The 24,119-nt window shown below is 58.3% G+C and carries 21 protein-coding genes, 1 tRNA gene and 1 riboswitch; of the genes, 8 read left to right on the plus strand and 14 right to left on the minus strand.

Annotated features, from left to right (window positions below; all coding sequences use genetic code 11):
* Nucleotides 1-7 precede the first annotated feature (7 nt).
* From hsdR to AC13E3_RS16135, 4 genes are all read right to left on the minus strand, one after another.
* Complete coding sequence (hsdR, locus tag AC13E3_RS16120; protein ID WP_092032276.1) at nt 8-3,532, minus strand: type I restriction-modification system endonuclease; 3,525 nt, start codon at nt 3,530-3,532, stop codon at nt 8-10.
* A 270-nt stretch (nt 3,533-3,802) separates the two neighbouring features.
* Nucleotides 3,803-4,024: a helix-turn-helix transcriptional regulator gene (locus tag AC13E3_RS16125; protein ID WP_092032273.1), complete on the minus strand. Its 222-nt coding sequence runs from the start codon at nt 4,022-4,024 to the stop codon at nt 3,803-3,805.
* Between the two features lie 109 nt (nt 4,025-4,133).
* Nucleotides 4,134-5,438, minus strand: a complete 1,305-nt coding sequence (locus AC13E3_RS16130; RefSeq protein WP_092032270.1) for a tyrosine-type recombinase/integrase — start codon at nt 5,436-5,438, stop codon at nt 4,134-4,136.
* A gap of 176 nt (nt 5,439-5,614) precedes the next feature.
* A tRNA-Gly gene (locus AC13E3_RS16135) sits at nt 5,615-5,688 on the minus strand.
* A 70-nt stretch (nt 5,689-5,758) separates the two neighbouring features.
* Between AC13E3_RS16135 and AC13E3_RS16140 the strand changes: the two genes are divergently transcribed.
* The 3 genes from AC13E3_RS16140 to AC13E3_RS16150 all read left to right on the plus strand — a co-directional run bounded on the left by AC13E3_RS16140 (nt 5,759) and on the right by AC13E3_RS16150 (nt 8,643).
* Nucleotides 5,759-7,483, plus strand: coding sequence for a potassium/proton antiporter (locus tag AC13E3_RS16140; RefSeq protein WP_014578952.1), 1,725 nt, complete (start codon nt 5,759-5,761; stop codon nt 7,481-7,483).
* Nucleotides 7,484-7,590: 107 nt separating this feature from the next.
* Entirely contained in the window at nt 7,591-8,154 is a 564-nt protein-coding gene (locus tag AC13E3_RS16145) for a L,D-transpeptidase family protein (protein WP_008176836.1), read from the plus strand.
* A 207-nt stretch (nt 8,155-8,361) separates the two neighbouring features.
* Nucleotides 8,362-8,643 carry an Lpp/OprI family alanine-zipper lipoprotein gene (locus AC13E3_RS16150; protein ID WP_008176834.1) on the plus strand — a complete coding sequence of 94 codons (282 nt, stop codon included), beginning with the start codon at nt 8,362-8,364 and terminating at the stop codon, nt 8,641-8,643.
* A 42-nt stretch (nt 8,644-8,685) separates the two neighbouring features.
* On the opposite strand, the gene AC13E3_RS16155 is transcribed toward AC13E3_RS16150, so the two are convergent.
* The 7 genes from AC13E3_RS16155 to AC13E3_RS16185 form a co-directional block, all read right to left on the minus strand.
* Nucleotides 8,686-9,489, minus strand: a complete 804-nt coding sequence (locus AC13E3_RS16155) for a slipin family protein (protein WP_273017725.1) — start codon at nt 9,487-9,489, stop codon at nt 8,686-8,688.
* Nucleotides 9,490-9,526: 37 nt separating this feature from the next.
* Nucleotides 9,527-10,996: an NfeD family protein gene (locus tag AC13E3_RS16160; RefSeq protein WP_273017726.1), complete on the minus strand. Its 1,470-nt coding sequence runs from the start codon at nt 10,994-10,996 to the stop codon at nt 9,527-9,529.
* A gap of 130 nt (nt 10,997-11,126) precedes the next feature.
* Nucleotides 11,127-12,173 (minus strand): L,D-transpeptidase family protein, encoded by a 1,047-nt coding sequence (locus tag AC13E3_RS16165; protein WP_008176827.1) that lies wholly within the window; start codon nt 12,171-12,173, stop codon nt 11,127-11,129.
* Nucleotides 12,174-12,225: 52 nt separating this feature from the next.
* A complete protein-coding gene (locus AC13E3_RS16170) occupies nt 12,226-12,795 on the minus strand; it encodes a TMEM165/GDT1 family protein (RefSeq protein WP_008176825.1) in 570 nt (189 codons plus the stop codon).
* A 3-nt stretch (nt 12,796-12,798) separates the two neighbouring features.
* A riboswitch (yybP-ykoY riboswitch) is annotated at nt 12,799-12,982 on the minus strand.
* A 51-nt stretch (nt 12,983-13,033) separates the two neighbouring features.
* Nucleotides 13,034-14,425, minus strand: a complete 1,392-nt coding sequence (locus AC13E3_RS16175) for an MDR family MFS transporter (protein ID WP_053113508.1) — start codon at nt 14,423-14,425, stop codon at nt 13,034-13,036.
* Nucleotides 14,426-14,428: 3 nt separating this feature from the next.
* Nucleotides 14,429-14,854, minus strand: coding sequence for a MarR family transcriptional regulator (locus tag AC13E3_RS16180; protein WP_008176821.1), 426 nt, complete (start codon nt 14,852-14,854; stop codon nt 14,429-14,431).
* 162 nt (nt 14,855-15,016) lie between these two features.
* Nucleotides 15,017-16,300: an MFS transporter gene (locus AC13E3_RS16185; RefSeq protein ID WP_053113506.1), complete on the minus strand. Its 1,284-nt coding sequence runs from the start codon at nt 16,298-16,300 to the stop codon at nt 15,017-15,019.
* A gap of 271 nt (nt 16,301-16,571) precedes the next feature.
* Here AC13E3_RS16185 and AC13E3_RS16190 point away from each other — a divergent pair, with 271 nt between their 5' ends.
* From AC13E3_RS16190 to AC13E3_RS16205, 4 genes are all read left to right on the plus strand, one after another.
* The gene (locus AC13E3_RS16190; protein ID WP_175497395.1) at nt 16,572-17,474 is read left to right on the plus strand and encodes a helix-turn-helix transcriptional regulator; all 903 of its coding nucleotides are present in this window, start codon (nt 16,572-16,574) and stop codon (nt 17,472-17,474) included.
* A 150-nt stretch (nt 17,475-17,624) separates the two neighbouring features.
* Nucleotides 17,625-19,244 (plus strand): ExeM/NucH family extracellular endonuclease, encoded by a 1,620-nt coding sequence (locus tag AC13E3_RS16195; protein ID WP_094182566.1) that lies wholly within the window; start codon nt 17,625-17,627, stop codon nt 19,242-19,244.
* A gap of 128 nt (nt 19,245-19,372) precedes the next feature.
* A complete protein-coding gene (locus AC13E3_RS16200) occupies nt 19,373-20,260 on the plus strand; it encodes an alpha/beta fold hydrolase (RefSeq protein ID WP_053113502.1) in 888 nt (295 codons plus the stop codon).
* Nucleotides 20,261-20,416: 156 nt separating this feature from the next.
* Nucleotides 20,417-21,484 (plus strand): AraC family transcriptional regulator, encoded by a 1,068-nt coding sequence (locus AC13E3_RS16205; RefSeq protein ID WP_482902225.1) that lies wholly within the window; start codon nt 20,417-20,419, stop codon nt 21,482-21,484.
* Here the strand turns inward: AC13E3_RS16205 and queE are convergent, their stop codons facing one another.
* Together queE and queC are read right to left on the minus strand one after the other, a co-directional pair.
* The gene (gene queE, locus AC13E3_RS16210; protein ID WP_008176809.1) at nt 21,485-22,141 is read right to left on the minus strand and encodes a 7-carboxy-7-deazaguanine synthase; all 657 of its coding nucleotides are present in this window, start codon (nt 22,139-22,141) and stop codon (nt 21,485-21,487) included.
* Nucleotides 22,141-22,806: a 7-cyano-7-deazaguanine synthase QueC gene (gene queC, locus AC13E3_RS16215; RefSeq protein WP_008176806.1), complete on the minus strand. Its 666-nt coding sequence runs from the start codon at nt 22,804-22,806 to the stop codon at nt 22,141-22,143. Before queC ends, queE begins: the two co-directional genes overlap by 1 nt.
* Before the next feature lie 185 nt (nt 22,807-22,991).
* On the opposite strand from queC, the gene AC13E3_RS16220 reads away from it, so the two are divergent.
* Nucleotides 22,992-23,525, plus strand: coding sequence for a 3'-5' exonuclease (locus AC13E3_RS16220; protein ID WP_014578938.1), 534 nt, complete (start codon nt 22,992-22,994; stop codon nt 23,523-23,525).
* A gap of 15 nt (nt 23,526-23,540) precedes the next feature.
* Here the strand turns inward: AC13E3_RS16220 and AC13E3_RS16225 are convergent, their stop codons facing one another.
* On the minus strand, nt 23,541-23,780 hold the full coding sequence (locus AC13E3_RS16225; RefSeq protein ID WP_008176800.1) for a hypothetical protein: 240 nt from the start codon (nt 23,778-23,780) through the stop codon (nt 23,541-23,543).
* Nucleotides 23,781-24,119: the final 339 nt, after the last annotated feature.

A 24,119-nucleotide genomic window follows, 5' to 3' on the forward strand; every position in this document is an offset into this window, starting at 1 on the left:
TTATAAATTAGGCGCTTTCAGCGCCCCACATGGCGTCGTTTAGCTCCTCCAGGACGGTATCAAGCTGATCGCCCAAAATTTTGTCCATCTGTTTGGCGCCACCGTCATCTGCAAATCGGCTATTCACAAACTCGCGGTCGATAATCACTTCGTGCACCAACTGTTTGGCTAGCCGTTCGAGCCATTTTCGTTGAGCCGGGCTCCATTCGTGTTGGGTGTAAATATGATCCATAGCTTGCGCTACCCGCTGTTCAAACGGGATGAGAGGTTCTCCCAGTGCAGCCTGGCGGATGTACCCCACGATGCTTGCGGCAATATCCTTGTTCGCTTGTCTACGAACAGCGCTCTGCAGCTTGGCCTCTGAGTAGCCGTGGTTATCCAGTAGAAGGCGCACCTCCTTCAGTTGCTCACGCGTGAGGTTTCGCGGTTTATTGACCACAACTGAGAGTGCAGCAGACTGGTTTAACTGTTCTTTGATGAACCGACCGAATTCATCCAGATAATCTTCAGGCCGTTCGTGAATGCCGTAGCTTTGAGTTCGCTTTTTGAACTCATCGTCATCATAGGAAATCAGAGGCATGGATTCCGTGCCGGCGAGAGATTTCACTTCTGCTAACTGGGTCAGCAGTCCGCTGTGCTGCTTTATGAACTTCGACGCTTGCCGCGGACCAAGCTTATGCAGGTGTTGGTGCAGGGATTTGGGTTCCACGCCCCAGCTCTGGTGCAGTTCGTCCAGTTTCTGTTTCAGTTCCGGGCGGTTTTCGGCTTTGTTGTCGGCCTTGCGCAGCACCCGCATGAGTTTCTGGCTAAGCTGACTGAGCACCACATCAGCATGGCTTTCATCGGGTTGTTCGCCAGGACTGCTGAGGGCCTTTTCCAGTTGTTCCTCGTCGGTGAGCTCGTCCACCAGTTGCTCCAGGGTGACGTTGGGGTCTTTCACCAAGGGCTTCATTGTGTTCACATCCTGCAAGGCGGCGTAGATGTCCACCGGGTCGTAGATGCGGAACACGGTCTTGCCGATCTCGTCGCAGCGGCGGGTGGCGCGGCCGATCATCTGTTCGTACAGGATGCGTGAGCGCACCCGGCGCATGAACACCAGGTTGCAGATGCGTGGTACATCGATGCCGGTGGTGAGCAGGTCTACCGTGATGGCGATATTGGGGTAGCGCTCGTTCTTGTAGCGGCGGATAAGCTGCTCCACCTTGTCGCTCTGGCCGGTGATCTTGGCCACGGCTGCTTCGTTGTACTGGCCGTTGTACAAGTCCTTGAAGGCCTTATCGAGCTGACTTTTTACCATATCTGCGTGCAAGTCGGTGGCGCAGAAAATCATGGTTTTTTCGTCGCCAAACGGGTCCAGTTCCTGCACCAGTTGCTCGCAGATTACCCGGTTGAAGTTCTCGTTGATGACCCGACGGTTGAAGGCGTCTACTTCAAAGTTAAGTTCGTCTTCGAGTTCGGTAGTGTCCAGTTCGCCAGTTTTTGTGTTGATCACTTCGACTGGTTTGCCCTTCTCGAACTTTATACCGTTGCGGGTGAGCAGGGTTTCATAGCGAACAGGTGGTTCATGGTCGATCAGCCAGTCGTCGGCCACCGCCTCCCTGTAGGAGTAGGTGTATACCGGTTTACCAAAGATCTCGCTGGTGTGTTTGGCCGGTGTTGCAGTCAGGCCGATTTTCACGGCATCGAAATAGTCCAGCACCCGGCGGTAGCTGGACAGGTACTGGCTGGTGTCCCGCAGGGCCAGTTCGCCCTCGGTCATTTCCTGGTCCAAGGTGTAGCCACGGTGGGCTTCGTCGATGATGATGCAGTCAAACTGGTCAATGGGCGGCGGGTTGTCGCTCATAAAGATGCGTTTGACCATGGCCTGAACGGTGGCGACCTGAACGCGGGTTTCTGCTTCGGCGGCCATGTCGCCCAGCTCGGCGACGTTGTAGATTTTGCTGAGGGTGTGGTTCTGCTCCAGCGGCGCTTCGTTAAACGCGTCGATGGCCTGCTGCCCCAGGGCGGTGCGGTCTACCAGGAACAGGATACGGTGGAAGCGCTCGGCCTTCAGGAAGCGGTACATCAAACCGATGATGGTTCGGGTTTTACCAGTGCCAGTGGCCATAGCCAGCAGCGCGGTACGCACGCCACGGGCCAGGGCTTGTTCGGTGGCGACAATGGCGTTCTGTTGATAATCACGTAGTTTCAGGTAGCCGAAGGGCTCGCCTTTCAGCAATTTCTCGGCGTTTTCCTTGTCCCGTTCCAACAAATCCAGCAGGCCGCCCGGGGTGTGGAACTGCGGCAGTGCCCGGCGCAGGTTGCTGGGCTCTCGCACATCCCGGAACCAGGTGCCGGACTGTTCCGCCAGTTGCGGTATATAAGGGCGGCCGTTGCAGGAATACACGAAGGGGACATGGTAATGGCCGCTTTCATCGGCAGGCCAGGCGATGGTGCGGCCAATCAGTTCCCAGGCACCGACCAAAGGGGGCTCAACTTTCAGGCCTTTGCTGTAGCGCTCTGCCTGGCGAATCTTACCGGCGACGTTGGTGTTTTCTTTCTTGGCTTCGACCACGGCGATAGGGGTCAAACCCACAAAAAGCACGTAATCGGCCCGGCCCTTTTCGCCATTGTCGTTTGTCGGCCATTCAGCAATAGCCCGATACGTGCCTTTCTCCGGACGTGCACCTTTCTGGAAGGTGATTTCCTGGCTATCAGCTTCCCAGCCGGCTTCCTGCAATTGCTGGTCGACGAGGATGCGGGTGAGTTCTTCGTTCAGTACCAGAGTATCCGTGGCGGCTTTGGTCTGCTTGGCTACCTGCTGGCGCTGTTGGTTAACGGTTTGTTCGCCCTGCTCTGTGAGCTGTTGGTGCAGGGCTTTGATCTTCTGCTCGTAGGCTTGTTGCTGTTGGTGCAGAGCCTGTTCGTGCTGGCGGGCCTGTTCCGTCAACGCGCGGGACTCTTCGTCCATGGCTAGGGCAAGGGCTTCGTATTCCGCCTTCTCTTTCTCGATCAGCTGGCTGAGCTGTTGGCTGCTGTCCAGCTCCATGTTGGCCTGTTGCAGATCGTGGCGCAGTTTTTCTATATCGCTCTGGAGCTGGCGCAACTGGGCACTGGGATCAGCGGGTGGAACGAAGGGGCCGGGTTTGAAGCTGGCCCCGGTTTTACCGAACGAGCGGTGAAACCAGATAGCCAGGGCGCGCGCCACTTTCAGGCCGTCCATCGCCTCTTTATGCTGGGTGCGGAACTGATGAGTGGCCTTGTTGCCCTCAATGCGCAGTATGTGGAACAGCTCTTTGATCTGCGGTTCCAGGCGCAATTCCCTGTTAAGGCGGTAGAGCAGTTCGGCCTGGCTAGTTTGTTCGTCAAACTCGACGCCAGAGAGCGCGGCCAAGTGCTGTGCCAGAGCTTCGCCAAGCTGACGGAGTTTAATCAGGGTCGTATTGGGGTCACTGGCGAAGGCACGTTCGGCGGATTGAGCTAGCTCTACGAATAAAGGATCGTGTTCGTCGAGGAAACTAAAGTTTGCCGATGGAGTACTGCTTTCCTGCACGACCTGCTCCCTGGGCTCAGCGCTTTATTGCGACCATCAGTCTCACGATGCTGATGGCAAGTTCGAGAAATCCGAAGATCATTACTTTGCTAAGTTGGCTTTGACTGTATCAGCGTTTTACGAAGAGGCCAATTGAGAGCTTACGGAGGCAGGGCCATTAACCACCCATTATTAAGTAATGAGTGGTTAAGTGATTCTGGGAAGGGGCAGAGGCTTTCTGCGAGGTTTTGGTGTCCCCTGCAGGAAATAACTCTATGTCCAAAATCGACATCATGAGTCCTGCTTGTCCCGAGCATTCATTCGGTCAATGAGCCAGCAGCGGACTTCTTCGTAGACGTAGAAAGCTGGGGCCTGCTGGGAGTGGCCATCTTTAATCGGCTTGGGGAAGCTGGGGTCACGCTTACGAAGTTCGTAGAACCCACTACTGGAGAGATCGAGCATCTCCATCAGGGTTTTCTGGCGGATAAGGATTTTTTGAATCTTTCTGGACATAGGTGTCGCTCCTGAATTTTTTAAGAACGACACCTATATTATTGGCGCTTTGAGCACTTGTGTCGGGTCTAATTTCGCTAAAAGATGATTTAGACGAGCGCGGCCAACTTTAAGCAGCGATGTTTTGGGAGACATCAACCGGCCGGTAGCGCTGCATGGCCTGAATAACACGTTGCTCGAAATCCGCTCGCTTGTCTTCTGTGAGCCCTTCTCTGAGGGCATCAAGATAGTCCGCATACCATTGCATCATGACCCGACGGGCTTCCAGGTAACCGGCCTGGTTGTATACCCCTGCCACGCCGGGCATCTTATGTGAAAGCTGAGCTTCAATGTGGAAATGGTACCAGCCATGCTCATGGAGGAGGGTAGAGGCTGTGTGACGCGAGCCGTGGCCTGTCAAACGCCCTTTATAACCGATTCCACGAAGCATCTTGTTTATTGAGTCTGTTGGCATGGTTGGGTTCTTTGGTCCAATACACGGAAACAGATAGCGAGAACGGCCCGTGATTGCCTTGAGCTCTCTCAGCAGGTCCACGAGCTGGGTGGAGAGCGGAACGATGTGCTGTTTTCTGTTTTTCATGTTTCCGTCTGGAACAACCCATAACGCCTGGTCCAGATTTAGGTGAGTCCACTCCGCTTTCACAACCATTCCTGGTCGTGACGCGGTTAGCAAAGTCATTTTCGTCGCTATAAGTGTTTGCGTCCGCGCGCTGGAGCACTCCAGAGCCTTCAGGAAATCAGGCAGCTCTGGCTCCAAAAGATGAGGAAACGGCGTTTTCGAGCCTCTCCGGGTGGCGATATACCTAAGCTCAGACGCCGGATTGTTATCGCAAATTCCACGACCGATGGCATAGCGAAAGATCTGGTTCAGTGCTTGGCGAACCTTCTTACTTTTGTCGAGACTTTGACTCAGTTCGATCTTGTGCTGCAGATCAGCGCACTGCTTCGGCGTAATCTGCCTGACAGGGAATTTGCCAAGCTCCGGCAAAATGTCGTTGTCGAGATACCCCCGCATCTGTTTGGCAGTGCTCTTTGCATAGCCTTCCTCAAGCTTCTTGTTGTACCAAAACTCGCACGACTCTGAGAAAGGATGTTCAATCAAAGTCTTTTTAGCTTCCGCTTCAGCGCGACGGACCTCCCGCGGATCCTTCCCATCCGACACAAGCGCCTGAATAAAGTCGGCCTGCTTTCGGGCAAGCTTGGCGCTCACAGCCGGATAACCACCGACACCCATCCAGCTCCATTTACCATCAAGCCTCTTGAATCTGACTTCCCAGCGCTTCGATCCGTTGGCAGCCACGGTGAAATGAAGCTGGTTTGAACCGTCCTTGATCCGGTAAAGTTTGTTTTCAGGTTCAAGACTCCGCAGCACCGTCTCGGCGAGGGGAGTTCTTTTGATTTCATGACGCTTCATTGCGATCCCTGTATTTGTATGGCTGAGTTCGCCTTTGAAATTACCATACAAATCGCTATACACAACGGGGCCCGACGTACAGGGATCTATAAAGACGTACAAGGGCAAGAATTAGTCTTAATGCATTGATACAAAAGACTTTAATGGAGATACGAGGGCGTAGAAGGATAGTGGTTTGGAGCGGGTGAAGGGAATCGAACCCTCGTATGCAGCTTGGGAAGCTGCCGTTCTACCATTGAACTACACCCGCAAAAAAAGGGCCGCGAAAGCAATATAAGCGGTCCGCCCGGCAATGGGCAAGCATTCTGTCTGGAGCAACAATGGATCCCACCCTGACTCTGATTGGCGCCCTGATGCTGGTCATCAGTATTGTGCTCAGCCCGCTTTCCAGCCGGGTGGGCATGCCGGTGCTGCTGATCTTTCTGGTGGTCGGCATGATGATGGGCGAGGACGGCCCGGGTGGCATCCAGTTCGACGATTTCGAGCTGGCGTTTCTGATTGCCAATCTGGCGCTGGGCGTGATCCTGCTGGACGGCGGCATGCGCACCCGTGCCGAAACCTTCCGCGTGGGGCTGAAACCCGCCCTGGTGCTCGCTACACTCGGGGTCGCGATGACCGCCGCTGGTGCCGCAGTTGTGGCCTGGTGGGTATTCGACCTGCACTGGCTGACGGCCCTGCTGATCGGCGCCATCATCTCATCCACCGATGCCGCCGCCGTGTTTTCCCTGCTTCAGGGGCGGGGCCTGCACCTGAACGAACGGGTCAGTGCCACCCTGGAGATCGAATCCGGCAGTAACGATCCCATGGCGATTTTCCTGACCCTGATGCTGGTCACGCTCATCGGTAACGATGGCGACCACGCGGGCTGGGCGGTCTTGACCATGCTGGTGCAGCAGTTCGGTGTCGGCGCCGTTGCCGGGATCATTGGCGGTTTCGCCGTGGTTGAGCTGGCCAACCGGATCCGCCTGACGCCTTCGCTGTATCCCCTTTTGGTCGCCGCTGCTGGCATCTCGGTGTTTTCTGCCACAAACGCCCTCGGCGGCAGCGGATTTCTCGCCATTTATCTGACCGGCGTGGTGATCGGTAACCGCCATGTCCGGATGATGCCGATGATCCTGCAGGTACACGATGGTCTGGCATGGTTGGCCCAACTGTGCCTGTTCCTGATGCTCGGACTGCTGGTAACGCCCTCCGATCTGATTCCGCTGGCCGGCGGCGGGTTGATCCTGGCCCTCTCGCTGATCTTCATTATCCGCCCGCTGACGGTCATGCTCACCCTCTGGCCGTTTGCCTTCAATCGCCGCGAGCTTGGTTTCATCAGCTGGGTCGGCCTCCGCGGAGCTGTGCCGATTGTACTGGCCCTGTTCCCGATCATCGCCGACTTGCCGGAAGCCCAACTGGTCTTCCACGCCGCCTTCTTTATCGTGCTGGTCTCGCTCCTGGTTCAGGGCACCACCATGACACCCCTGGCCCGGAAACTTCGCCTGGAAGTTCCGGCCGGAGAGGATCCCTATCGAAGGCTGCCCCTGGATGCGCCGGCCGCCGGCGACCATGAATTGATGCTGTTCCCGCTGCGGGGCGAAATCTGGGAGACGCCGCGGCGGCTGAGCCAGCTGCGGCTTCCTGAGAACACGGCCGTCGCCGGCGTCTTCCGGAACCGGGTTTGCCTGCAGCCGAAAGCCGATCTGGAAGTTTCCAGTGGCGACATGGTGGCGATGTTCGCAACCCCCAGTGTGCTGCCCGAGCTCGGCAAGGCCCTGAGCGGCCGCCACGCGCCCAAGTACCTGGCTGAACGGGCATTTTTTGGAGATTTTGTGCTTAACGGCGATGCCCTGCTCGGCGATGTCGAGCAGGTTTATGGCATTGAATTCGACGATCTGCCCCCGGAACTGTCCCTGGCCGAGTGCTTTGCCCGGCGCACCAAAGGTCACCCCGTTGTTGGCGATGTTGTGACCCTTGGCCCGGTAACGCTGGTGGCCCGGGCCACCAGCGCTGACCAGGTAACCAAGGTGGGACTGAAGATGGACAATTCACAAAATGGTTGATCAGCGAACCAGATAGCCAAAAAAGTTAACAAAACCCCTTAACAGATCCCTTGCGGGCTATGGTATAAATCGCCTGTACAAAGATTAATCATTGGTAAGTTAAGGACATGAGCATTTTCCGCGCCCTATTATCCAGCCTCGCCCTGCTCTGCATGGCGGCCGCTCCAACCGCCTTTGCAACCGAGCTGCTGGCCAAGGCCGACACCCGGATGCCGGTTGCCACCATGTATGAGCCCGCGGACATTCAGAACGTCAGTAGGGTGGTGGTTCGCAAGGGAGAGCGCCGCCTGTACCTGATGGATGGCGAGGACGTGGTTCGCAGCTACCGCATTTCCCTGGGCGACAATCCGGAAGGCCACAAGCTGTACGAGGGTGACGAGCGCACACCGGAGGGCGATTACACCCTGGACTGGCGCAATGCCGAGAGCGATTTCTACAAATCCATCCACATCTCCTACCCCAGTGAGCGGGATCGGGAACTGGCATCCGCCTGGGGCCTGGACCCCGGTGGCAGCATCATGATCCATGGCCTTCCCAATGATGTGGGCGACATGGCCTTCGCCTACACCGGTCTGGATTGGACCGATGGCTGTATTGCCGTGACCAACGAAGAGATGGACGAAATCTGGCAACTGGTGTCGAACGGGACCCCGATCAGCATTCACCCCTGAGAAAAGCCTGACAGCAGAATTAAGTTGTTGTCATACGCTAAGAATATTTACCTATCCTGAGTTAACATTTTGGCTTACAGTGTTTTACACTGTTTAACGACTCCGGTAGTCAATGCCTATTATGCCTATCGGGCACAGGTTGACAGGAAGTCGTCTATACTGACTTTCGGATCACAGGAAATAACTCGACCAATAAGGGGATTTACAATGCGTAAACTGACGATCGCCGGGATTGCACTGGCCACTGCTCTGACTGCAGGTTGTGCCACGACTGACCAAGGCGCCCTCGACGAAGCGAATGCAACCGCCAGCTCCGCTGAGCGCACTGCTGAAAATGCAATGAACACCGCTAACAGCGCTGCAAGCTCTGCACGTACTGCCCAGCAGACTGCAGAAGAAGCTCTGGCCGCTGCCAAGGCAGCCCAGAAAGCCGCTGACGAAGCAAACGAGCGTGCCAAGCGTATGCTCGAGCGTGCCAGCCAGAAGTAAGGCTGATACGTAACAGAAAAGGCCGGCAATGCCGGCCTTTTTTTATGCCTCGGGTTCGGGTTTGTCCGGATCGGGCTTATCAGGCGTAAAGGGTTTGTTTTCCTTCAGGAACGTGGTCATCAACTCCATTGGCAGCGGAAACACAATGGTGGATGAATTGGTATTGCTCATATCCGCCAGGGTCTGCAGGTAACGCAGCTGCATGGAACCGGAGTTGGTAGACATGACATCCGCCGCTTCCACCAGCTTCTTGGACGCCTGTAATTCGCCTTCGGCGTGGATGACCTTGGCACGCCGCTCACGCTCGGCCTCCGCCTGGCGGGCAATGGCACGAATCATGGACTCGTTGAGATCCACGTGCTTGATTTCCACGTTGGCCACCTTGATGCCCCATTCCTCGGTCTGGGCATCGATGATTTCCTGGATATCCGAATTGAGCTTGTCCCGCTCTGACAGCATTTCGTCGAGATCGTGCTTGCCCAGCACCGACCGCAGCGTGGTCTGGGCCAGTTGGCTGGTTGCGGAATTGAAATCCTCCACCCGGATAATCGCCCGCTCCGGATCCACGACACGGAAATAAAGCACGGCATTCACTCGCACCGTCACGTTATCCCGGGAAATGACATCCTGGCTGGGCACATCCAGAGTGATGACCCGCAGGTCAACCCGCACCATCTGCTGAATGCCGGGAATCACAATGATCAGCCCCGGGCCTTTAACGCCCTGGAACCGCCCGAGAAAGAACACAACGCCACGCTCGTACTCCGGCAGGATCTTGATGGCCGAAGCAAGAATGAGCAGTAACACCACCGTTGGTGCCAGATAGGGAATCAGATCGCCAATCATACGGCCTCCTTGTATTGCCGTTACTTTGTTTACCGGGTCAACCGCTTTCCGGGATGACCCTGACGGTTACCGTCAAACCTTCAATTGCTGTCACTTCAACCCGGTCACCCTCCTTGACAGGCGCTTCGCTGATGGCATTCCAACGCTCACCGCTAAGCCGGATATGGCCCCGGTAATGCCCGTGTTCCCCGGAAAATTCATCCAGTGCCACGCCTTCCTCATGGGTGATCTGCTCGGCCCCACTGACCGGATGCCGTCGACGCAGGCCGATGAACCGGGTCACCGTCCAGAGGATAAAGCCACCGGCCACCACGGCGGTGCCGCCAATTGTCGGTAGCGATATATCCCGGTGACTGCCATCCATCAGGATGATCGAACCGGTCACAAAGGCAACAATCCCGCCGACCCCCAATATCCCGAAACTGGGTACAAACGCCTCCCCCACGATGAACGCCAAGCCCAGGATGATCAATGCCAGGCCGGCATAGTTCACCGACAGAACCTGGAAGGCAAAGAGTGCGAGAATCAGTGATATAGCGCCAATCACCCCCGGCACCACGGCACCGGGGTTGGCCAGTTCGAAGATGATGCCGTAGAAGCCGATAATCATCAGGAAGTAGGCAACGTTCGGATCGGTGATCACCGACAGCAGGCGGGTGCGCCAGTCCGGCTGGGACCGGACGATTTCCAGACTGGCCGTATTCAGGGTCATGTCGCCCGACGCCATGCGAACGGTCCGGCCATCCACTTGCTGCAGCAAGTCCCGAATGTTGGGTGAGACCACGTCGATGACGTTCTTTTCCAGGGCCTCGTCGGCACCGAGATTCACCGCCTCACGGACGGCTTCCTCGGCCCACTCGGCATTCCGGCCGTGACGTTCGGCCAGCCCGCGAATATAACTGACCGCATCTTCCAGAACTTTGCGTTCCATGGCGGTACCGCCGCGCCGTTTGCCGTCGTCGTCGCTGGCTTGCTGTTCGCCGTCAGACGAAGACCCGGATTCGGAATCAGAGCCTTCCTCCGTTTGCGGCTCGCCGGAGGCCGGATCGCTTTCCGGTTCCGGGCTACCCGGCAGGCCGCCCATCTGGACCGGCGTCGCAGAGCCCAGGTTGGTCGCAGGGGCCATGGCGGCAATGTGACTGCCATAGAGAATAAACGTGCCAGCGCTGGCTGCCCGGGCGCCCTGCGGGGAAACATAGGTAGCCACGGGAACTTCGGAGGCAAGAATCACCTTGATGATATCCCGCATGGAATCCATCAGGCCGCCCGGGGTGTCCATTTCAATGATCACCAGGCCGGCACCCTCAGATTCGGCCCTGCGAATACCCCGGGTGACATAGTCCATGGTCGCGGGGCCAATGGCGCCCTCAACTGTAAGCACCAGAGCGGTCTCGGAAGCCTTCTGCTGGGCAAAAACCTGATGGGCGAGGGAAGCCAGTGCCAGCAGGGCGCCGGTCATCATCACCAGGGCCCAGCGCCGAAGCCGGGCAGGGTTCTGTGATCGCATGGGATGGTTTACCTGTATGACGCCTCCCCGGATCCGGAAAAATTCTGATTGCTGGACATACGATGGCACAGTGGCCGCGGTTCTGTCTCAGGCACTCACGCAGCGCGGCACTCTTGCCCGGAACTCTATGTCAGAAGTATAGCCGCTGCTCCGGCTCGTTGGCCGATTCCGGTGACTTCTCTTCCACGGTCTTGTCTGCGGCCATTTGGGTAACCCGTTCACCAATCATGGTTGGCAGACCATCGGCCTGGTCCACTGCCAGCTCAATGGCGCCACGCTTGACCTCAACGCCTGGGTGCTGGCTGCGGAAAGCTTCAACTTCAGCGAAGACCTGCTGCCATAAACGGTCGCGATCTTCTCGGGGGTAGTCTTCATGGGGGCGGTGCACCTCAAGCCAGACCTCACCATCCGAGAAACCGATCTTGACGGCATCGTGGACAACCTGAACCGGTGTACCTTTCTCAACCTGGTAAACAAACCGGGAGATATCCTCGTTGTACATCCGGAAACAGCCATGGCTGACCGGCATGCCCACACCAAACTTCTTGTTGGTGCCGTGGATCAGATAGCCTTTCTCGCTCAGCAACAGGGCGTGGGTACCAAGCGGATTCCCGGGGCCCGGAGGAATCATACGGGGCAGGTACTCACCTGATGCCTCGTACTCCGCGCGAATACTGGCCGGCGGATACCAGGCCGGAGATTCCAGCGGCATGGTGACTTCGGCATCGGTCAGCGGAGAGGGATTTTCAGCCGTTCCCACTCCAACCGGGTACACCTGAACTCCCCCATTGGTGAAGTAATACAGGCGGTACTCCGCAAGATTGATGACAATGCCCTCGCGCCGGGAGTCGGGCAGCACATAATGGCGCGGCAGGGTAATCGTAGTGCCTTCTCCGGGTAGCCAGGGGTCGACACCGGGATTGGCCTTCACCAACTCCAGATAGCCCATGGCCAGACGGTTGCCAATGCCGGCAAAAGTGTCCTCGTAACGGGTCTCGAATACGCCAAGCTCTCCGGCCAGGTCCCCCTGGATCGGGAAGGTGGGCACACGAGGGCTTCTGTCGGGTTTCTCCGGGGTATCCGAATTACTGACAGCCTCCACAGGCTGTTCCGAACCGATGGTCGGAAATGCCAGGAGCTGTGCCAAAGCAAAAACCATTAAGAATCTGAACCACATAGAAAACATTCCGAAAGCATCAGGCAACCGGGTACAGTGACAGCAAGTACCCTCAGGAGTTCATAAAGGTTGCCCACACTGTTACAACGGCAAGCACCACGAACAGAACGCTTGCGCCAATCCGGGCTGTGGCAAGGGGCAACCGTTCCATCAGCCAGCGTCCTGCCATGATAACCGGTATGTTGGCCAGCAGCATCCCCACCGTGGTGCCCAGAATAACCCAGAAGGTTTCGGTAAAGCGGGCGGCGAGAACGACCGTTGCCACCTGGGTCTTGTCGCCGATTTCCGCCAGGAAAAACATGATGGTGGTGGCCATGAACGCCCCCATGCCCAGAAACTTCGAGTCTGCGCTGTCATCCTTGTCGGGCACCAGTAGCCACAGAGCGATGGCGACAAAGCTGCCGGCCAGAATCCAGGGCAGCCAGGCTTCTGGAATAAAGGAAGCGACCCAGGCACCGAGCCAGGCAGATAAGGCGTGATTGAGAACCGTTGCGACAAAAATGCCGAGAATAATAGGCAGGCGGGTGGCGTATCGGGCAACCAGGAAAAGCGAGAGCAACTGGGTCTTGTCACCAATTTCCGCTATGGCAACAGCAACCGTCGAGGCGAGAAAAGCGTCCATGAAAAACTCCAGGGCGGATAACCAGACATGAGGCAGCCCACCTTCCGCCCAATGGAGGTGAAACCGCCTCAGGTCTTGCCAATATCACCGGTGTTGCGGTGAGACATGATAGCCATGGGGATTTGGCCCCAAGTATGTTGACTATCATCCGCTCGGACATTCCGATGCGGAGGCTACTCCCCTGAAGAGATGCCGGCATCATAATGAATCCGGCGCGGGGCCGCAACCACAGGTCTTCCTAGACCCGCATTCGCCACACCGGGATCGCCGCAACCGCTACGAATGCCGCTACCAGCCACCAGGCCGAGTGAAACGCGTTGATCGTGGGCATCCCGGAGGTGTGCTCACCAAATTCAATGGTCAGTGCCACCAGGTTAACGCCAAAGGCGCCACCGAGCTGGCGCATGAAGTTAAGCGTGCTCGAGCCGGCCCCCAGCTCCTGTGGCTCCAGCGGATTCAGGGCGCCGGTCGAGAGGGCCGGGAGCATGAAACCGATACCGATGCGGCCCAGCACTGTCCAGAGCACCAGCCAGCCAAAGGCGAGCTCGAGATCGGACAGCGCGAACAGCACGGCGGAAAGGGCAAATGCCCCAATACCGAACACCACCAAACCCCTGGCACTGTGCCTGTCGGCCATGCGGCCGGCCAACGGAAACGTCATACCCAGGACAATACCCGCAGGCAGCATCAGCAAACCTGCCTCCGTTGCGCTGAAGCCCAGAGCTGTCTGTACGAACAAAGGAATGAGGTAGGTGGATCCGAACAGCGCCAGCCCCAGTGCCATGGCACCCAGGCAGGCGAAAACAAAAACCGGCTTGCGCAGCAGGGCAATGTTCACCAGAGGATGGGCAGTTTGTCGCTCACGCAGTATGAAGAGCAGCAGCCCGCCGAGGGCCAGTAGCCCTTCGATCAGGATCCAGCTCTTCTGGCCTGCCGCCTGTTGCAACCGGTTCAGAGCATCGAGCGACAGGGCGATGGTAAACCCGAGCAATACAAGGCCGGGGAGGTCAAAGCGATAGGGGGCTGGCCGGGACACCGGCAAGGGCAGGAAGCGCCAGGCCATGAAAACACCCAGCAACGTGACCGGAGCCGGTGCAAACATCACGTAGCGCCAGTCCAGCTGATCAACCAGAAAGCCTCCCAGCACCGGACCGAGGGCCGGGGCCAGAATCACCCCCATACCGTAGATACCCATGGCCTGGCCGCGGCGATCGCGGGGGAAAATCCGGAACACCAGATACATGCCCATGGGCTGCATCAGGCCGGCCATGGCACCCTGGCCGATCCGGGCGGCGATAAGCTGCCCCGGCGTCTCGGCAAAACCGCCGGCAAGGGAAATCAGGGTAAAGAGAAACATGGCTACGGCAAGGGTCTTGCGAACCCCGAAGTGATCCAGCAGCCAGGAGGAGGCCAGCATGGTGGTGGTCATGGCGGCGATAAAGCCCGTTGCCAGCCAGTGAACCTGGCCCTGGCGAATGCCGAACTCCACCATGATATCGTGCAACGCCACGTTGACTACGGTGGCGCTGAGTACGGTAGCCATGGTGCCTATCATCACCGTGGCCACCGCCAGCCAACGCCAGCGATCCCCGTAGCGGGCTTTCAGGCCCTCAACTGAGTTATCAGCCAAGGGTTATTTCTGCTTTTCGGCGTTTTCCAGGATCTTGTGGAACACCTTTACGGTGCACTCGATCTCTTTGTCGCTGATGCCTTCCAGCATTTCCTCGCGCAGCACCTCGGCTCGCTCGGAAAGGTCATCCATAAACGCCCGGCCGGCGTTGGTCAGATGCAGCCGCCGCGCACGGCGATCGTTCGGGCAGGGCCGGCGCTCAATCAAATTCTGTTGCTCGAGACTGTCCAGCAGTCGCACCAGAGTCGGATTCTCGATCGCCATCAGGCTTGCCAGCTCACGCTGTGTGAGGCCCTCACCGCCTTTTTCCAGGTACACCATCGTGCTCCAGCGCGCCTGGGTGACGCCCAGATCCTTCAGGCGCTCGTCCAGCATTTTTCTCCAGCGCCGGGTAACCCGCGCTACCGCAAAAGGAAACTGGTCTCTCATTTGTCGTCACTCCATATCAAAAGAGGGCTTGGCCCGGGCCGGGCGCTGCCGCGCCTTCGGCCAATTAATCACATTATCGGAAAGTCACCAATAGTATGCTAACCATTGTGATAAAAACAGATACGGAAGTAAAAACAAAATCGGGGAAAACCGAAAGCAGCGTCAGCTCGCCTGACGCTGCTCTTCGTGCATCTCCTCGACTTCAGGAGACTCATGGAATTCGGTATTTCGTGGATCGATCTCGGCAAGAACCGGCGACGCTTCCGGCATGGCAGGCACAAAGTGCTCCTGATCTGCAACGGCAACGTCCTCAGTATGACTGATCCGGTAGCTGGTAATCACGGCCAGCAGCAGCAGGAAGCCAGCATTACCGAAGAACAGGCCTTTCGGCCCCAGGAGATTGATCAGCTCCGCCATGACAACCGGCCCGATGACACTGCCAACGCCGTAACTCAGCAACAGCGTGGCACTGGCCGCCACAATACGGGTGCTTTCCATACGGTCATTGGTGATGGCCACGGCTACGGGGTACAAAGCGGCTGAAAGCCCCGTGAACACACCAACCAGAAGGGTCAAAAGCCACGCGTTTTCGGCCCCGAGAACTCCGACACCGCCTGCCGCTGAAGCCGCTACCAGAGCGATCCAGAACATCACGCGGCGCCGGTCGAAACGGTCGCAGAGCCGGCCCAGCGGCCAGGCAAGGATCATGGCAGCGACAATGGCACTGGCCATGAACGTGGATGTCCGTGCAACGTCCAGCCCGACCAGTGTTGCGTACACCGGCCCAAGCGCATAAAAGCCGCCAATCATGACGCCACAGATCAGGGCGCCGGCAACACCGGAAAAGGATTCCCGTGCCAAAGTGAAAATGGAGATGCGCTGAACCTGCTCAATAACGGGCGCTTCCATTTTGGTCAGTGCCAGCGGCATCAGCGCCAGCGCCAACAGGATCGCGGCAATCGAGAAAGGCATGAAATTGGCGGGGTCGCCGATATTTACGATGAGCTGGCCGCCGGCGGCGGACAGATAAAAAACAATCTGGTACACCGCAAACAACGCACCGCGGTTGGCATTGGTGGCACGGCTGGAGAACCAGCTCTCGATGACCACCAGCACACCGGCAATACTGAACCCGGAGAGTACCCGCAGAACGGCCCAGAAAATCTCGGAAACGGCCATCGGATAGAGTAACGACGTGACAGCGGCAGCAGCGGCAAACACCGCGAACGCCCGGATATGACCAACCCGGCCGATAATCCGGTGAACATAGAGCGTACCCAACACAAAACCGATGGAATAGCAGACCAGAATCCAGCCGATAATATCCGGCGATATCGCCTCGATACTCAGACGGATGCCCAGCAGTGTCATCAGGAATGCATTGCCACTGACCAGCAGAATAATGCTTAGAATCAGGGCAGACAGGGAGGTGACCATTCGGGTCATTACATCGGCTCCGGGCGTTACAGGGTATTTTCGCTTGGATGACAAACAAAATAGCAACAAGTCCCGGACTTTGCCGGCGACGTATTAGATCAGTAGCGGGAAGTGAAGCCACTAGGCACTTCCCGAAACCTGTTAACTGCATCACAAAAACCCGCAAAGGCCGCCGTGTAGCGGTTTAACAGGGTTTTACATTAATGCGCCGTAACAGACCATGAGTGCCGGAGCAGGTAACATGAAAACGAGCTATTCATTGGACCGTGAGCGCCTGGTTATGAAAAAAACGGACTGGCCCATCCGCTGGGATCTGCTGCTTCGCTATCGACTTATCGAAACGATTGCCCTGTGGGAAGGTCGTCTGACTACCAACCACATCTGCCACAGTTTCGGGATCGGTCGTCAGCAGGCGTCCAAGGATATCAACACCTATCTGCGCGAACTGGCGCCGGGCAATCTGGTTTACGACCGTCACCTGAAAGGTTATGTCCCGGCCGATAGATTTCGCCCGGTGGTCACCCGAGGCGTGGTCAATGAATATCTGGACCTGCTTGCCCGCCAGCAAAACCTGAGCACCACGTTTGAATCCCTGAACATTGGCCTGCCGGACAGCACCGTGGTCCAGGGTCCGAATCGGGTCATCGCGCCCGAAACCATGCGTGCGGTGGTGACGGCAACACGACAGGGAAGACAGCTGCGGGCCAGCTATGCCTCCCTGAGCCGACCGGAAGCGGTGGAAAGCATACTTGAGCCGCATACTCTGGTTTGTGCCGGCGACAGCTGGCATTTGCGGGCATGGTGCGACTCAAACCGGGAATTCCGGGATTTCGCCCTGAGCCGATTCCGGACCTCGCCGGAGGCCCTCCGGCAGCGCGCCAGACACACCCGGGACCAGGACGAGCACTGGAACCGGCAGGTTACCCTGGTGGTCACCCCGGATCAGCGCCTGACCCAAGCCCAGCAAGAGATCATTGCCCGTGACTACGGCATGGAACATGGTCGTCTGGAAGTTGCTACCCGTGCCGCGCTTGCCCCCTACGTGCTGTCACGGCTCGGTATTACCTTCGACAATCAGCACCCGGATCCTCTGGTGCAACAGCTTGAGTTGGCCAATCCCGACCAGTTGGGATTTGGCAGCAAACGCGAACAGGCCCTCAAAGCCGTTGCCGGCCTCAGCTAAACCGCCAGTGTGAGCTCTGGGACCTGGCGGTATGTCTTTCTCGGCGTTCTGATTCTGTCGTTTCTGCCCGCAGCAGGGAGGGCAGAATCGGTCTGCGGTGATCCCGCAACGCCGATTTCCCGGGTCCAGGGAACTGGCCCGACCTCACCCATGGCAGGAGCTACCGTCACCGTCGAGGGCATCCTGACCCAGGATTCCCGGGCAAAGGGCGGCTTTGGTGGTTTTTACCTGCAGCAGGCCGACCATCAGACCGACGGGAATCCCGCCACTTCCGAAGCGCTGTTTATTTACACCGATCGTGAAATCGCCGATGTCGGCATGCGAGTGCGGGTAACCGGAAAGGTGAAGGAATACCACGGGCTGACCGAACTGGTGTCGGTTCGGAGCATCCGGGCGTGCGGGCGTGGGCCGCTTCCAGCGCCCATTGCCATCACCCTGCCCTGGACCGTCGATCCGGAACATCTGGAGAACATGAGAGTTACCTTTCGCCAGCCCCTGACGGTGGTGGACAACTACAACCTGGCTCGCTACGGCGAGCTTGGGCTGGCGGCCTCAGACCAGGTCCAGCCTACGGAATACCTGCCCCCCGGCAAAGAAGCACACCGGGCATTCACCCGGAACGGGGCAAACCGCGTTCTGCTTGATGACAACCGGTCCAGGAGAGACCCCCGCCCGGTACCCTGGCCCCCGGGCGGCCTGTCCTCGGCAACCGTAAGGGCCGGTGATCAGATTAGAGGGCTCATCGGTGTGCTGGATTTCCGCTTCGATGCCTGGCGGCTCCAGCCTTCTCAGGAGCCGGCTTTCCTCGCCACCAATCCCAGAGAAACCGCACCCGGGCCGCGGCATGAGGCTTCGGTGCGGATCATGGCTCTGAACCTTGGTAATTTCTTTAACGGAGATGGCCGGGGCGGCGAGTTTCCAACGAGTCGTGGGGCCGGGACACCGGCGGAATTCCGGCGCCAGCAACAACAACTGGTGAACACACTTCTGGCCCCCGATCCGGACATTCTTGCGCTGACCGAACTTGAGAACGACGGCTATGGACCGGCAAGTTCCATAGCGAAACTTGCAGAGGCCCTGGGCGGCACCTGGCGGTTCGTCAGCACGCCCGGCCAGGACGGCGATGACGAGATCCGGACCGGCCTGCTCTACCGCAGCGACCGGATTAGCGCCGTTGGCCCGCCAGAACGGCTTACCAAAGGGCCATTTGAATCGGGAGGCCGGCCTCCCCTGGCTCAGGATTTCGGCCGAACGGACGGTGATGCTACCGTTCGGGTAATTGTTCCTCACCTGAAATCGAAATCCTGTCGGGGCGCCCGTGGCGATGATAAAGACCAGGCCGATGGCCAGGGCTGCTACGCAAGCCGGCGGACCAACGAAGCGAAAACACTGGCGGCCTGGTCCGGCAGCGATACCCGCAGGCACCATTCAGTCGGCACCCTGATAATCGGTGACCTCAACAGCTATGCCCGCGAACATCCCATAGCGGTGCTGGAGCAGGCAGGATTTACCAGCATGGTGCACCATTTCCATCCCTGCACCGAAAAGACCTGTGGTCACTACACCTACCGTTACCGTGGTCAGAAGGGCTCGCTGGATTTCGCACTCGCCTCCGAGACCTTAAAACCAAGGGTCATGGGCGCCTGGAGCTGGCTGGTGAACGCCGATGAGCCCCGGGTACTCGACTACCGGAGCGATCACCCGGCATCCGGCCGGGGACCCTGGCGATCCAGCGACCATAATCCGGTGATTGTCGACCTGAAGCTCTGACTTTCGATGCCCCGTCACGGGCAATCTGTTGCCCATTCGCCGACGTCCACGGGCACTGTGGCCAAGGCTCCGGATTCTGGTCCCGGTAGACTGGTGGTCAGACCCAAAACCGGTGATCGCTGACAACCATGAGAATTCCTGCCCCCAACTTCTGGCCCGCTGCCCGCACGGGACAACGATTTCTTCTCCAGGCCCGCCGCCGTGAAACCATGGTCGATGGCCACAAGATGGTTTTCCTGGAACGGGGATCGCCAGATGTCGGCCGCCCGACGATCGTCCTGATTCATGGCTTTGCCGCCATGAAGGAAAACTGGGGGCTGTGGCTGCAAAGACTGCCAAGACACTGGCATCTTCTGGCGCCGGATCTGCCGGGATTCGGGGAGAGTGATTACCGGCCGGAGGCCTGCTACCGCTACGAAACCCAGGCCCGTCGACTGGCTCAGTGGCTTGCCGGCGTTAACACCGACAACATCCATCTGGCCGGCAGCTCCATGGGTGGCGCGATTGCCGCAATACTGGCCCACACACTGGATCCGGCGCCCCGCTCGGTGACGTTGCTCAACAGCGCCGGCATCCCCGAACATGAAGAGGTAGACATTCACGCCCCCCTGAAGCCTGACCGGGATGGCATCCTGATTCCACGGGACTGGAAAGGCGTCTACCGTATGTTCAACAGTGTTGGCACCGGCAAGCCCACGGTCTCCGGACTTGCCATGGCCGGCCTCCTCGGACCGGACCTCCTGGGCCGCACCAAGGCCCTCCGTCATATCTTCAGTGACATGGTGGCAGACGCGCTGGCACCGGCCCGCTACCTGGGCCCCGAGACACCGCCACTGCAGGTTCAGTGGGGCGACCGTGACGTGATTACCCCGACCCGCTGCGTCGACTGGTTCAGCTCGGCCACGCCTCAGGCAGAAATCCACATGTTCCGGGGTGTCGGGCATCTTCCGATGCTGGAAACGCCCGGGCGATCTGCCGCAGCCCTGGAACACTTTGTCCGCCGTCATGGCCAGTGATCGATCCGGATGCTTCCTGCCAACCAGCCGATGATTGGCCTTTCAGGCCATTTATTCCGTCACCGAAGTCATGGGGCAACGAGCCGCGAGGCGCCATAATCGTCGAAACCAAGCGTTCTGCGACATAACAAGAACAGAATCAGACGAGGAAATCCCATGCGCGCCTCCGTTTCAACGGCACAGGACCTGGGCATGCCGGCCATCTACCTGCATCTTCTGGCCGAACTGCTGAACACCATCGGTGTTGACGAACAAGACCTCCTCCTCCGGGTCGGTCTTGACCCCGTCCGCCTGCAATCCACCGATCGGCGGGTGAGCCAGACCCAGGCCAGCGAATTCGTCACCCGGGCCATTATCGAAAGCGGCGAACCTGGACTCGGTATCATGCTCGCCAGGGAGCTGAAGCTGCCCCTGCACGGCGCCCTGGGTACGGCCGTCATGAGTAGCCGTACCCTGGGCGATGCCATGGAGCTGATGACCCGATACCTGACGCTAAGGGTGCCTCACCTTCGGGTCTGCAAACGGGAGACCGGCAACCTGGCCTGGTACGTTGTGCATTGTGATATCGACCTGGGGCCTCTGCACGGCTTTATCATGGATGCCATGCTGTTTGGTTGCGTTTCCATGGGGGCACAGTTGACAGGCTCGGTCATTGACGGTTTGCGGATTGTTCGCCGGGGAACGGAGCCGGCCTATTTCCAGCGTTTCCGCTCACAGATCCCGGTGCCGGTGGGATTCGGCGCTACGGAGAATGCCCTGGTGATTCCGGTTGGCCGTCTGAGCCTGCCCGTGCGCTTCACCGATGATCAACTGGCGGCCTCGTCCAAAGCCCAGTGCGAGGAGGCGCTGCGGCAGCTGACCGAAGACGCCGGATTTGCCTGTCGCGTCCGACGGGTAATCGAGACCAGCCACCCCTTCCCGCCAAAACTGGCCAGGGTAGCGGCCACCCTGTTTGTGTCCGAGAGAACGCTCAAGCGGCGGCTGCAGGAAGAAGACGCCAGTTTCCAGCAGCTGGTAGATCAGGTCCGCCTGGAACGGGCACAGGATCTGCTCCGCAGTACCACCATGAATCTGAGCCAGATTGCCGATGCCCTCGGTTACGCCGACGCGGCGAATTTCACCCGGGCTTTCAAGCGCTGGACCGGCAGCAGCCCCAGCCATTACCGAATTTCGCAACCCGGCCCCGGGCTGATTACCGCCAGGCGGGCACTGGCCACGGGGTAATCAGTCGATGCCGATGATCTTGTGCATTTGCAGGGTCAGGCGCCACTGCGGATGCGCGAGACAATAATCGGTGGCGCGTCGGGTATTGCTTTGTTTGATCTCATCCACAGCCGTTTCCGGTATCGAGGGAGAGGCCATCGGCGACAGGAAATAATGGCTTGCGCGAATGCCCAGGAATCGCTCCGGCATCGCCAGGGGCTGGGGATAGACCAGCTTCAGCTCGTCACAGGCCTCAAGCACCACCGGGGCATCGGCTTTCGGACTGACGCAGAGCCAGTCGATGCCTTCGGGCGCGGGCAGGGTACCGTTGGTCTCTACCCCTACCTCGAACCCTTCCCGGTGCAGAGCCTCGATCAGGGGAGCATCCAGCTGCAGCAGGGGCTCGCCACCGGTGCAGACCACGTAGGGCTTGCCGGGTGCCTCCGGCCAAAGATTGCGTATGTGACGGGCCAGTTCCTCCGGGGTTTCAAAGCGACCACCATTCTGGCCATCAGTACCGACAAAATCGGTATCACAGAAATTGCACACGGCAGTGGCGCGGTCCTTCTCGCGACCGGTCCAAAGGTTGCACTTGCTGAAACGACAGAACACGGCAGCACGCCCGGCCTGGGCACCTTCACCCTGCAACGTGTAGAAGGCTTCCTTGACCCGATACATCAGCTTGCCGCCTCGTAGTCCAGGGGATCTTTGACACCATTGGCAGCGAAGGCTTCCAGTCGTTCAACACAGGAGCCGCAGCGTCCACAAGCCCGCTCCCGGCCGTTGTAGCAGGTCCAGGTCTGTGCATAGTCCAGTCCCAGGCGCAGGCCTTCAGCCAGGATCTGACCCTTGTCCATGGTCATGAAAGGCGCCTCAATGCCGACCGGCTCGTAGTTGGCCACGCGGCAGACCGCGTCCATTTTATCCACAAACTCCGGGCGACAGTCCGGGTAGATAGCGTGGTCGCCACCATGAGCTCCGTACCAGACGGCGCCAGCACCTGCGGTCACGGCGTAACCGGTCGCCAGGGACAGGAGAATCATGTTTCGGTTAGGCACCACGGTCGCTTTCATGCTGTCTTCTTCATAGTGGCCTTCCGGCACATCGATATCCGAGGTCAGCGATGAGCCGGCCATCACCTCACTCATGGCGCGGATATCGATCACCTTGTGGGGTACACCCAGCGCTTCACAGACCGAACGCGCGCACTCAAGCTCCCGGACATGGCGCTGCCCGTAGTTGAAGGACAGGGCATGAACCTGGTAGCCGCGCTCCCGGGCCAGATGCAGCAGGGTGTAGGAGTCCATGCCTCCGGAATAGATAACGACTACGGTGTCTGTCATTCGGGCTCCCCGTATGGTGCGGTTCGGATTTGGCTGGTTTACTGTCGCGCCCGAGGCCTGTTGCTGTCATCGGGCTTTTACAATGAATGGACATATTGTAACAGTGCAGGAACAGGTTGGGTTCGCGTCTCGCTTGCGGGGCGGGTAAACTCAGCGAAAAACAACTCATCAGCTACACTGACTCCATGACCACTATCCAGCCGGCATTCATCGATTTCGAGGCATCAAGCCTTGATCTGATCGCGAGCTACCCCATTGAGGTGGGAATCTGCATGCCGGATGGCACTCTCCACAGCTGGCTGATCAGCCCCCACGTGCTGTGGCAGGACTGGTCACAAAGCGCTGAGCAGATTCACGGCATTTCCCGCGAGACCCTGGAAGCGGATGGTATTGCGGTGAGCGAAGTCGCCAGTGCCCTCAACGAACTGCTGCCGGAACAGGTGTTTTGCGATGCCTGGACCTTCGACAGTTTCTGGCTGCATCGTTTGTTCAAGGCCGCCCGCATAACGCCAACGTTTCAGCTTGAATCCATTTCAGCGCTGTTGGACACGAGGCAGGTGCGCGAATGGTCAGCACTTCGCCAACAGGTGATTACAGAGCTTGGCCTGCCTGTGCATCGGGCCGCAAACGATGCCCTGATTCTCCACAAAACCTGGGAACGGATTGCGCCGAATCAGGACGAACTGGCGCCGTTAACGGGTCAAACCCGGCAGGCCTGACGCATTCCCGGTTGATCAGTGCCTGGCGTGACGGACACGCAGTGCGATGACCTCGAGACCATCCCGAAGGGTATTCAGCGTCCAGTAGGTCACCAGGGCCATGAGCGCGGCTCCGGTCACGGTAAACACCAGATTCTCACCCACGACCTGCTCCTGCGCGACCAGCAGGTAAAGACCAAGTGCAATAATCAGGGCGAGTTCAATCAATGCGTGGGAACGGAACTTTTTACTGGCAGATCCGGCTTCGTCGGACATTTTGCTAGGTTTCAACCTCTGTCTGTTGATGGCGATTAATCGAATATTAGTGTGCGAATTATCGCCGGGACAGGCCGCAAAATCTGTAAGAAGTAATGGCTACGAAGATTCCACTACCCAAAAAAAACGCAGCCATAGAGGCTGCGTAGAAAGGAGAGATCCATCAACTGCCTGGCGCGGCAGGCAGTCGGGATTGCACAACGTAAAACACGTGACGGAAAGAATTATGCCAAGCGCCCCTGGAGGCCGTCTGTAGGGGTTTGCCGAAGAAGCCGGGCTATTGCAAACGGCCCATTAGCCTATACACTGGTAGTCGAACCGAAACATAAGAGCCGGTAT

The organism is Marinobacter sp. L-80 (assembly GCF_056859395.1).

Coding starts and splice junctions, on each gene's coding strand:
- AC13E3_RS16125 (WP_092032273.1), bottom strand. CDS start 4,024: ATGTCCAGAAAGATTCAAAAAATCCTTATCCGCCAGAAAACCCTGATG.
- AC13E3_RS16130 (WP_092032270.1), bottom strand. CDS start 5,438: ATGAAGCGTCATGAAATCAAAAGAACTCCCCTCGCCGAGACGGTGCTG.
- AC13E3_RS16140 (WP_014578952.1), top strand. CDS start 5,759: ATGGATCCCACCCTGACTCTGATTGGCGCCCTGATGCTGGTCATCAGT.
- AC13E3_RS16145 (WP_008176836.1), top strand. CDS start 7,591: ATGAGCATTTTCCGCGCCCTATTATCCAGCCTCGCCCTGCTCTGCATG.
- AC13E3_RS16150 (WP_008176834.1), top strand. CDS start 8,362: ATGCGTAAACTGACGATCGCCGGGATTGCACTGGCCACTGCTCTGACT.
- AC13E3_RS16155 (WP_273017725.1), bottom strand. CDS start 9,489: ATGATTGGCGATCTGATTCCCTATCTGGCACCAACGGTGGTGTTACTG.
- AC13E3_RS16160 (WP_273017726.1), bottom strand. CDS start 10,996: ATGCGATCACAGAACCCTGCCCGGCTTCGGCGCTGGGCCCTGGTGATG.
- AC13E3_RS16165 (WP_008176827.1), bottom strand. CDS start 12,173: ATGTGGTTCAGATTCTTAATGGTTTTTGCTTTGGCACAGCTCCTGGCA.
- AC13E3_RS16170 (WP_008176825.1), bottom strand. CDS start 12,795: ATGGACGCTTTTCTCGCCTCGACGGTTGCTGTTGCCATAGCGGAAATT.
- AC13E3_RS16180 (WP_008176821.1), bottom strand. CDS start 14,854: ATGAGAGACCAGTTTCCTTTTGCGGTAGCGCGGGTTACCCGGCGCTGG.
- AC13E3_RS16185 (WP_053113506.1), bottom strand. CDS start 16,300: ATGACCCGAATGGTCACCTCCCTGTCTGCCCTGATTCTAAGCATTATT.
- AC13E3_RS16190 (WP_175497395.1), top strand. CDS start 16,572: ATGAAAAAAACGGACTGGCCCATCCGCTGGGATCTGCTGCTTCGCTAT.
- AC13E3_RS16195 (WP_094182566.1), top strand. CDS start 17,625: ATGGCAGGAGCTACCGTCACCGTCGAGGGCATCCTGACCCAGGATTCC.
- AC13E3_RS16200 (WP_053113502.1), top strand. CDS start 19,373: ATGAGAATTCCTGCCCCCAACTTCTGGCCCGCTGCCCGCACGGGACAA.
- AC13E3_RS16205 (WP_482902225.1), top strand. CDS start 20,417: ATGCGCGCCTCCGTTTCAACGGCACAGGACCTGGGCATGCCGGCCATC.
- queE (WP_008176809.1), bottom strand. CDS start 22,141: ATGTATCGGGTCAAGGAAGCCTTCTACACGTTGCAGGGTGAAGGTGCC.
- queC (WP_008176806.1), bottom strand. CDS start 22,806: ATGACAGACACCGTAGTCGTTATCTATTCCGGAGGCATGGACTCCTAC.
- AC13E3_RS16220 (WP_014578938.1), top strand. CDS start 22,992: ATGACCACTATCCAGCCGGCATTCATCGATTTCGAGGCATCAAGCCTT.
- AC13E3_RS16225 (WP_008176800.1), bottom strand. CDS start 23,780: ATGTCCGACGAAGCCGGATCTGCCAGTAAAAAGTTCCGTTCCCACGCA.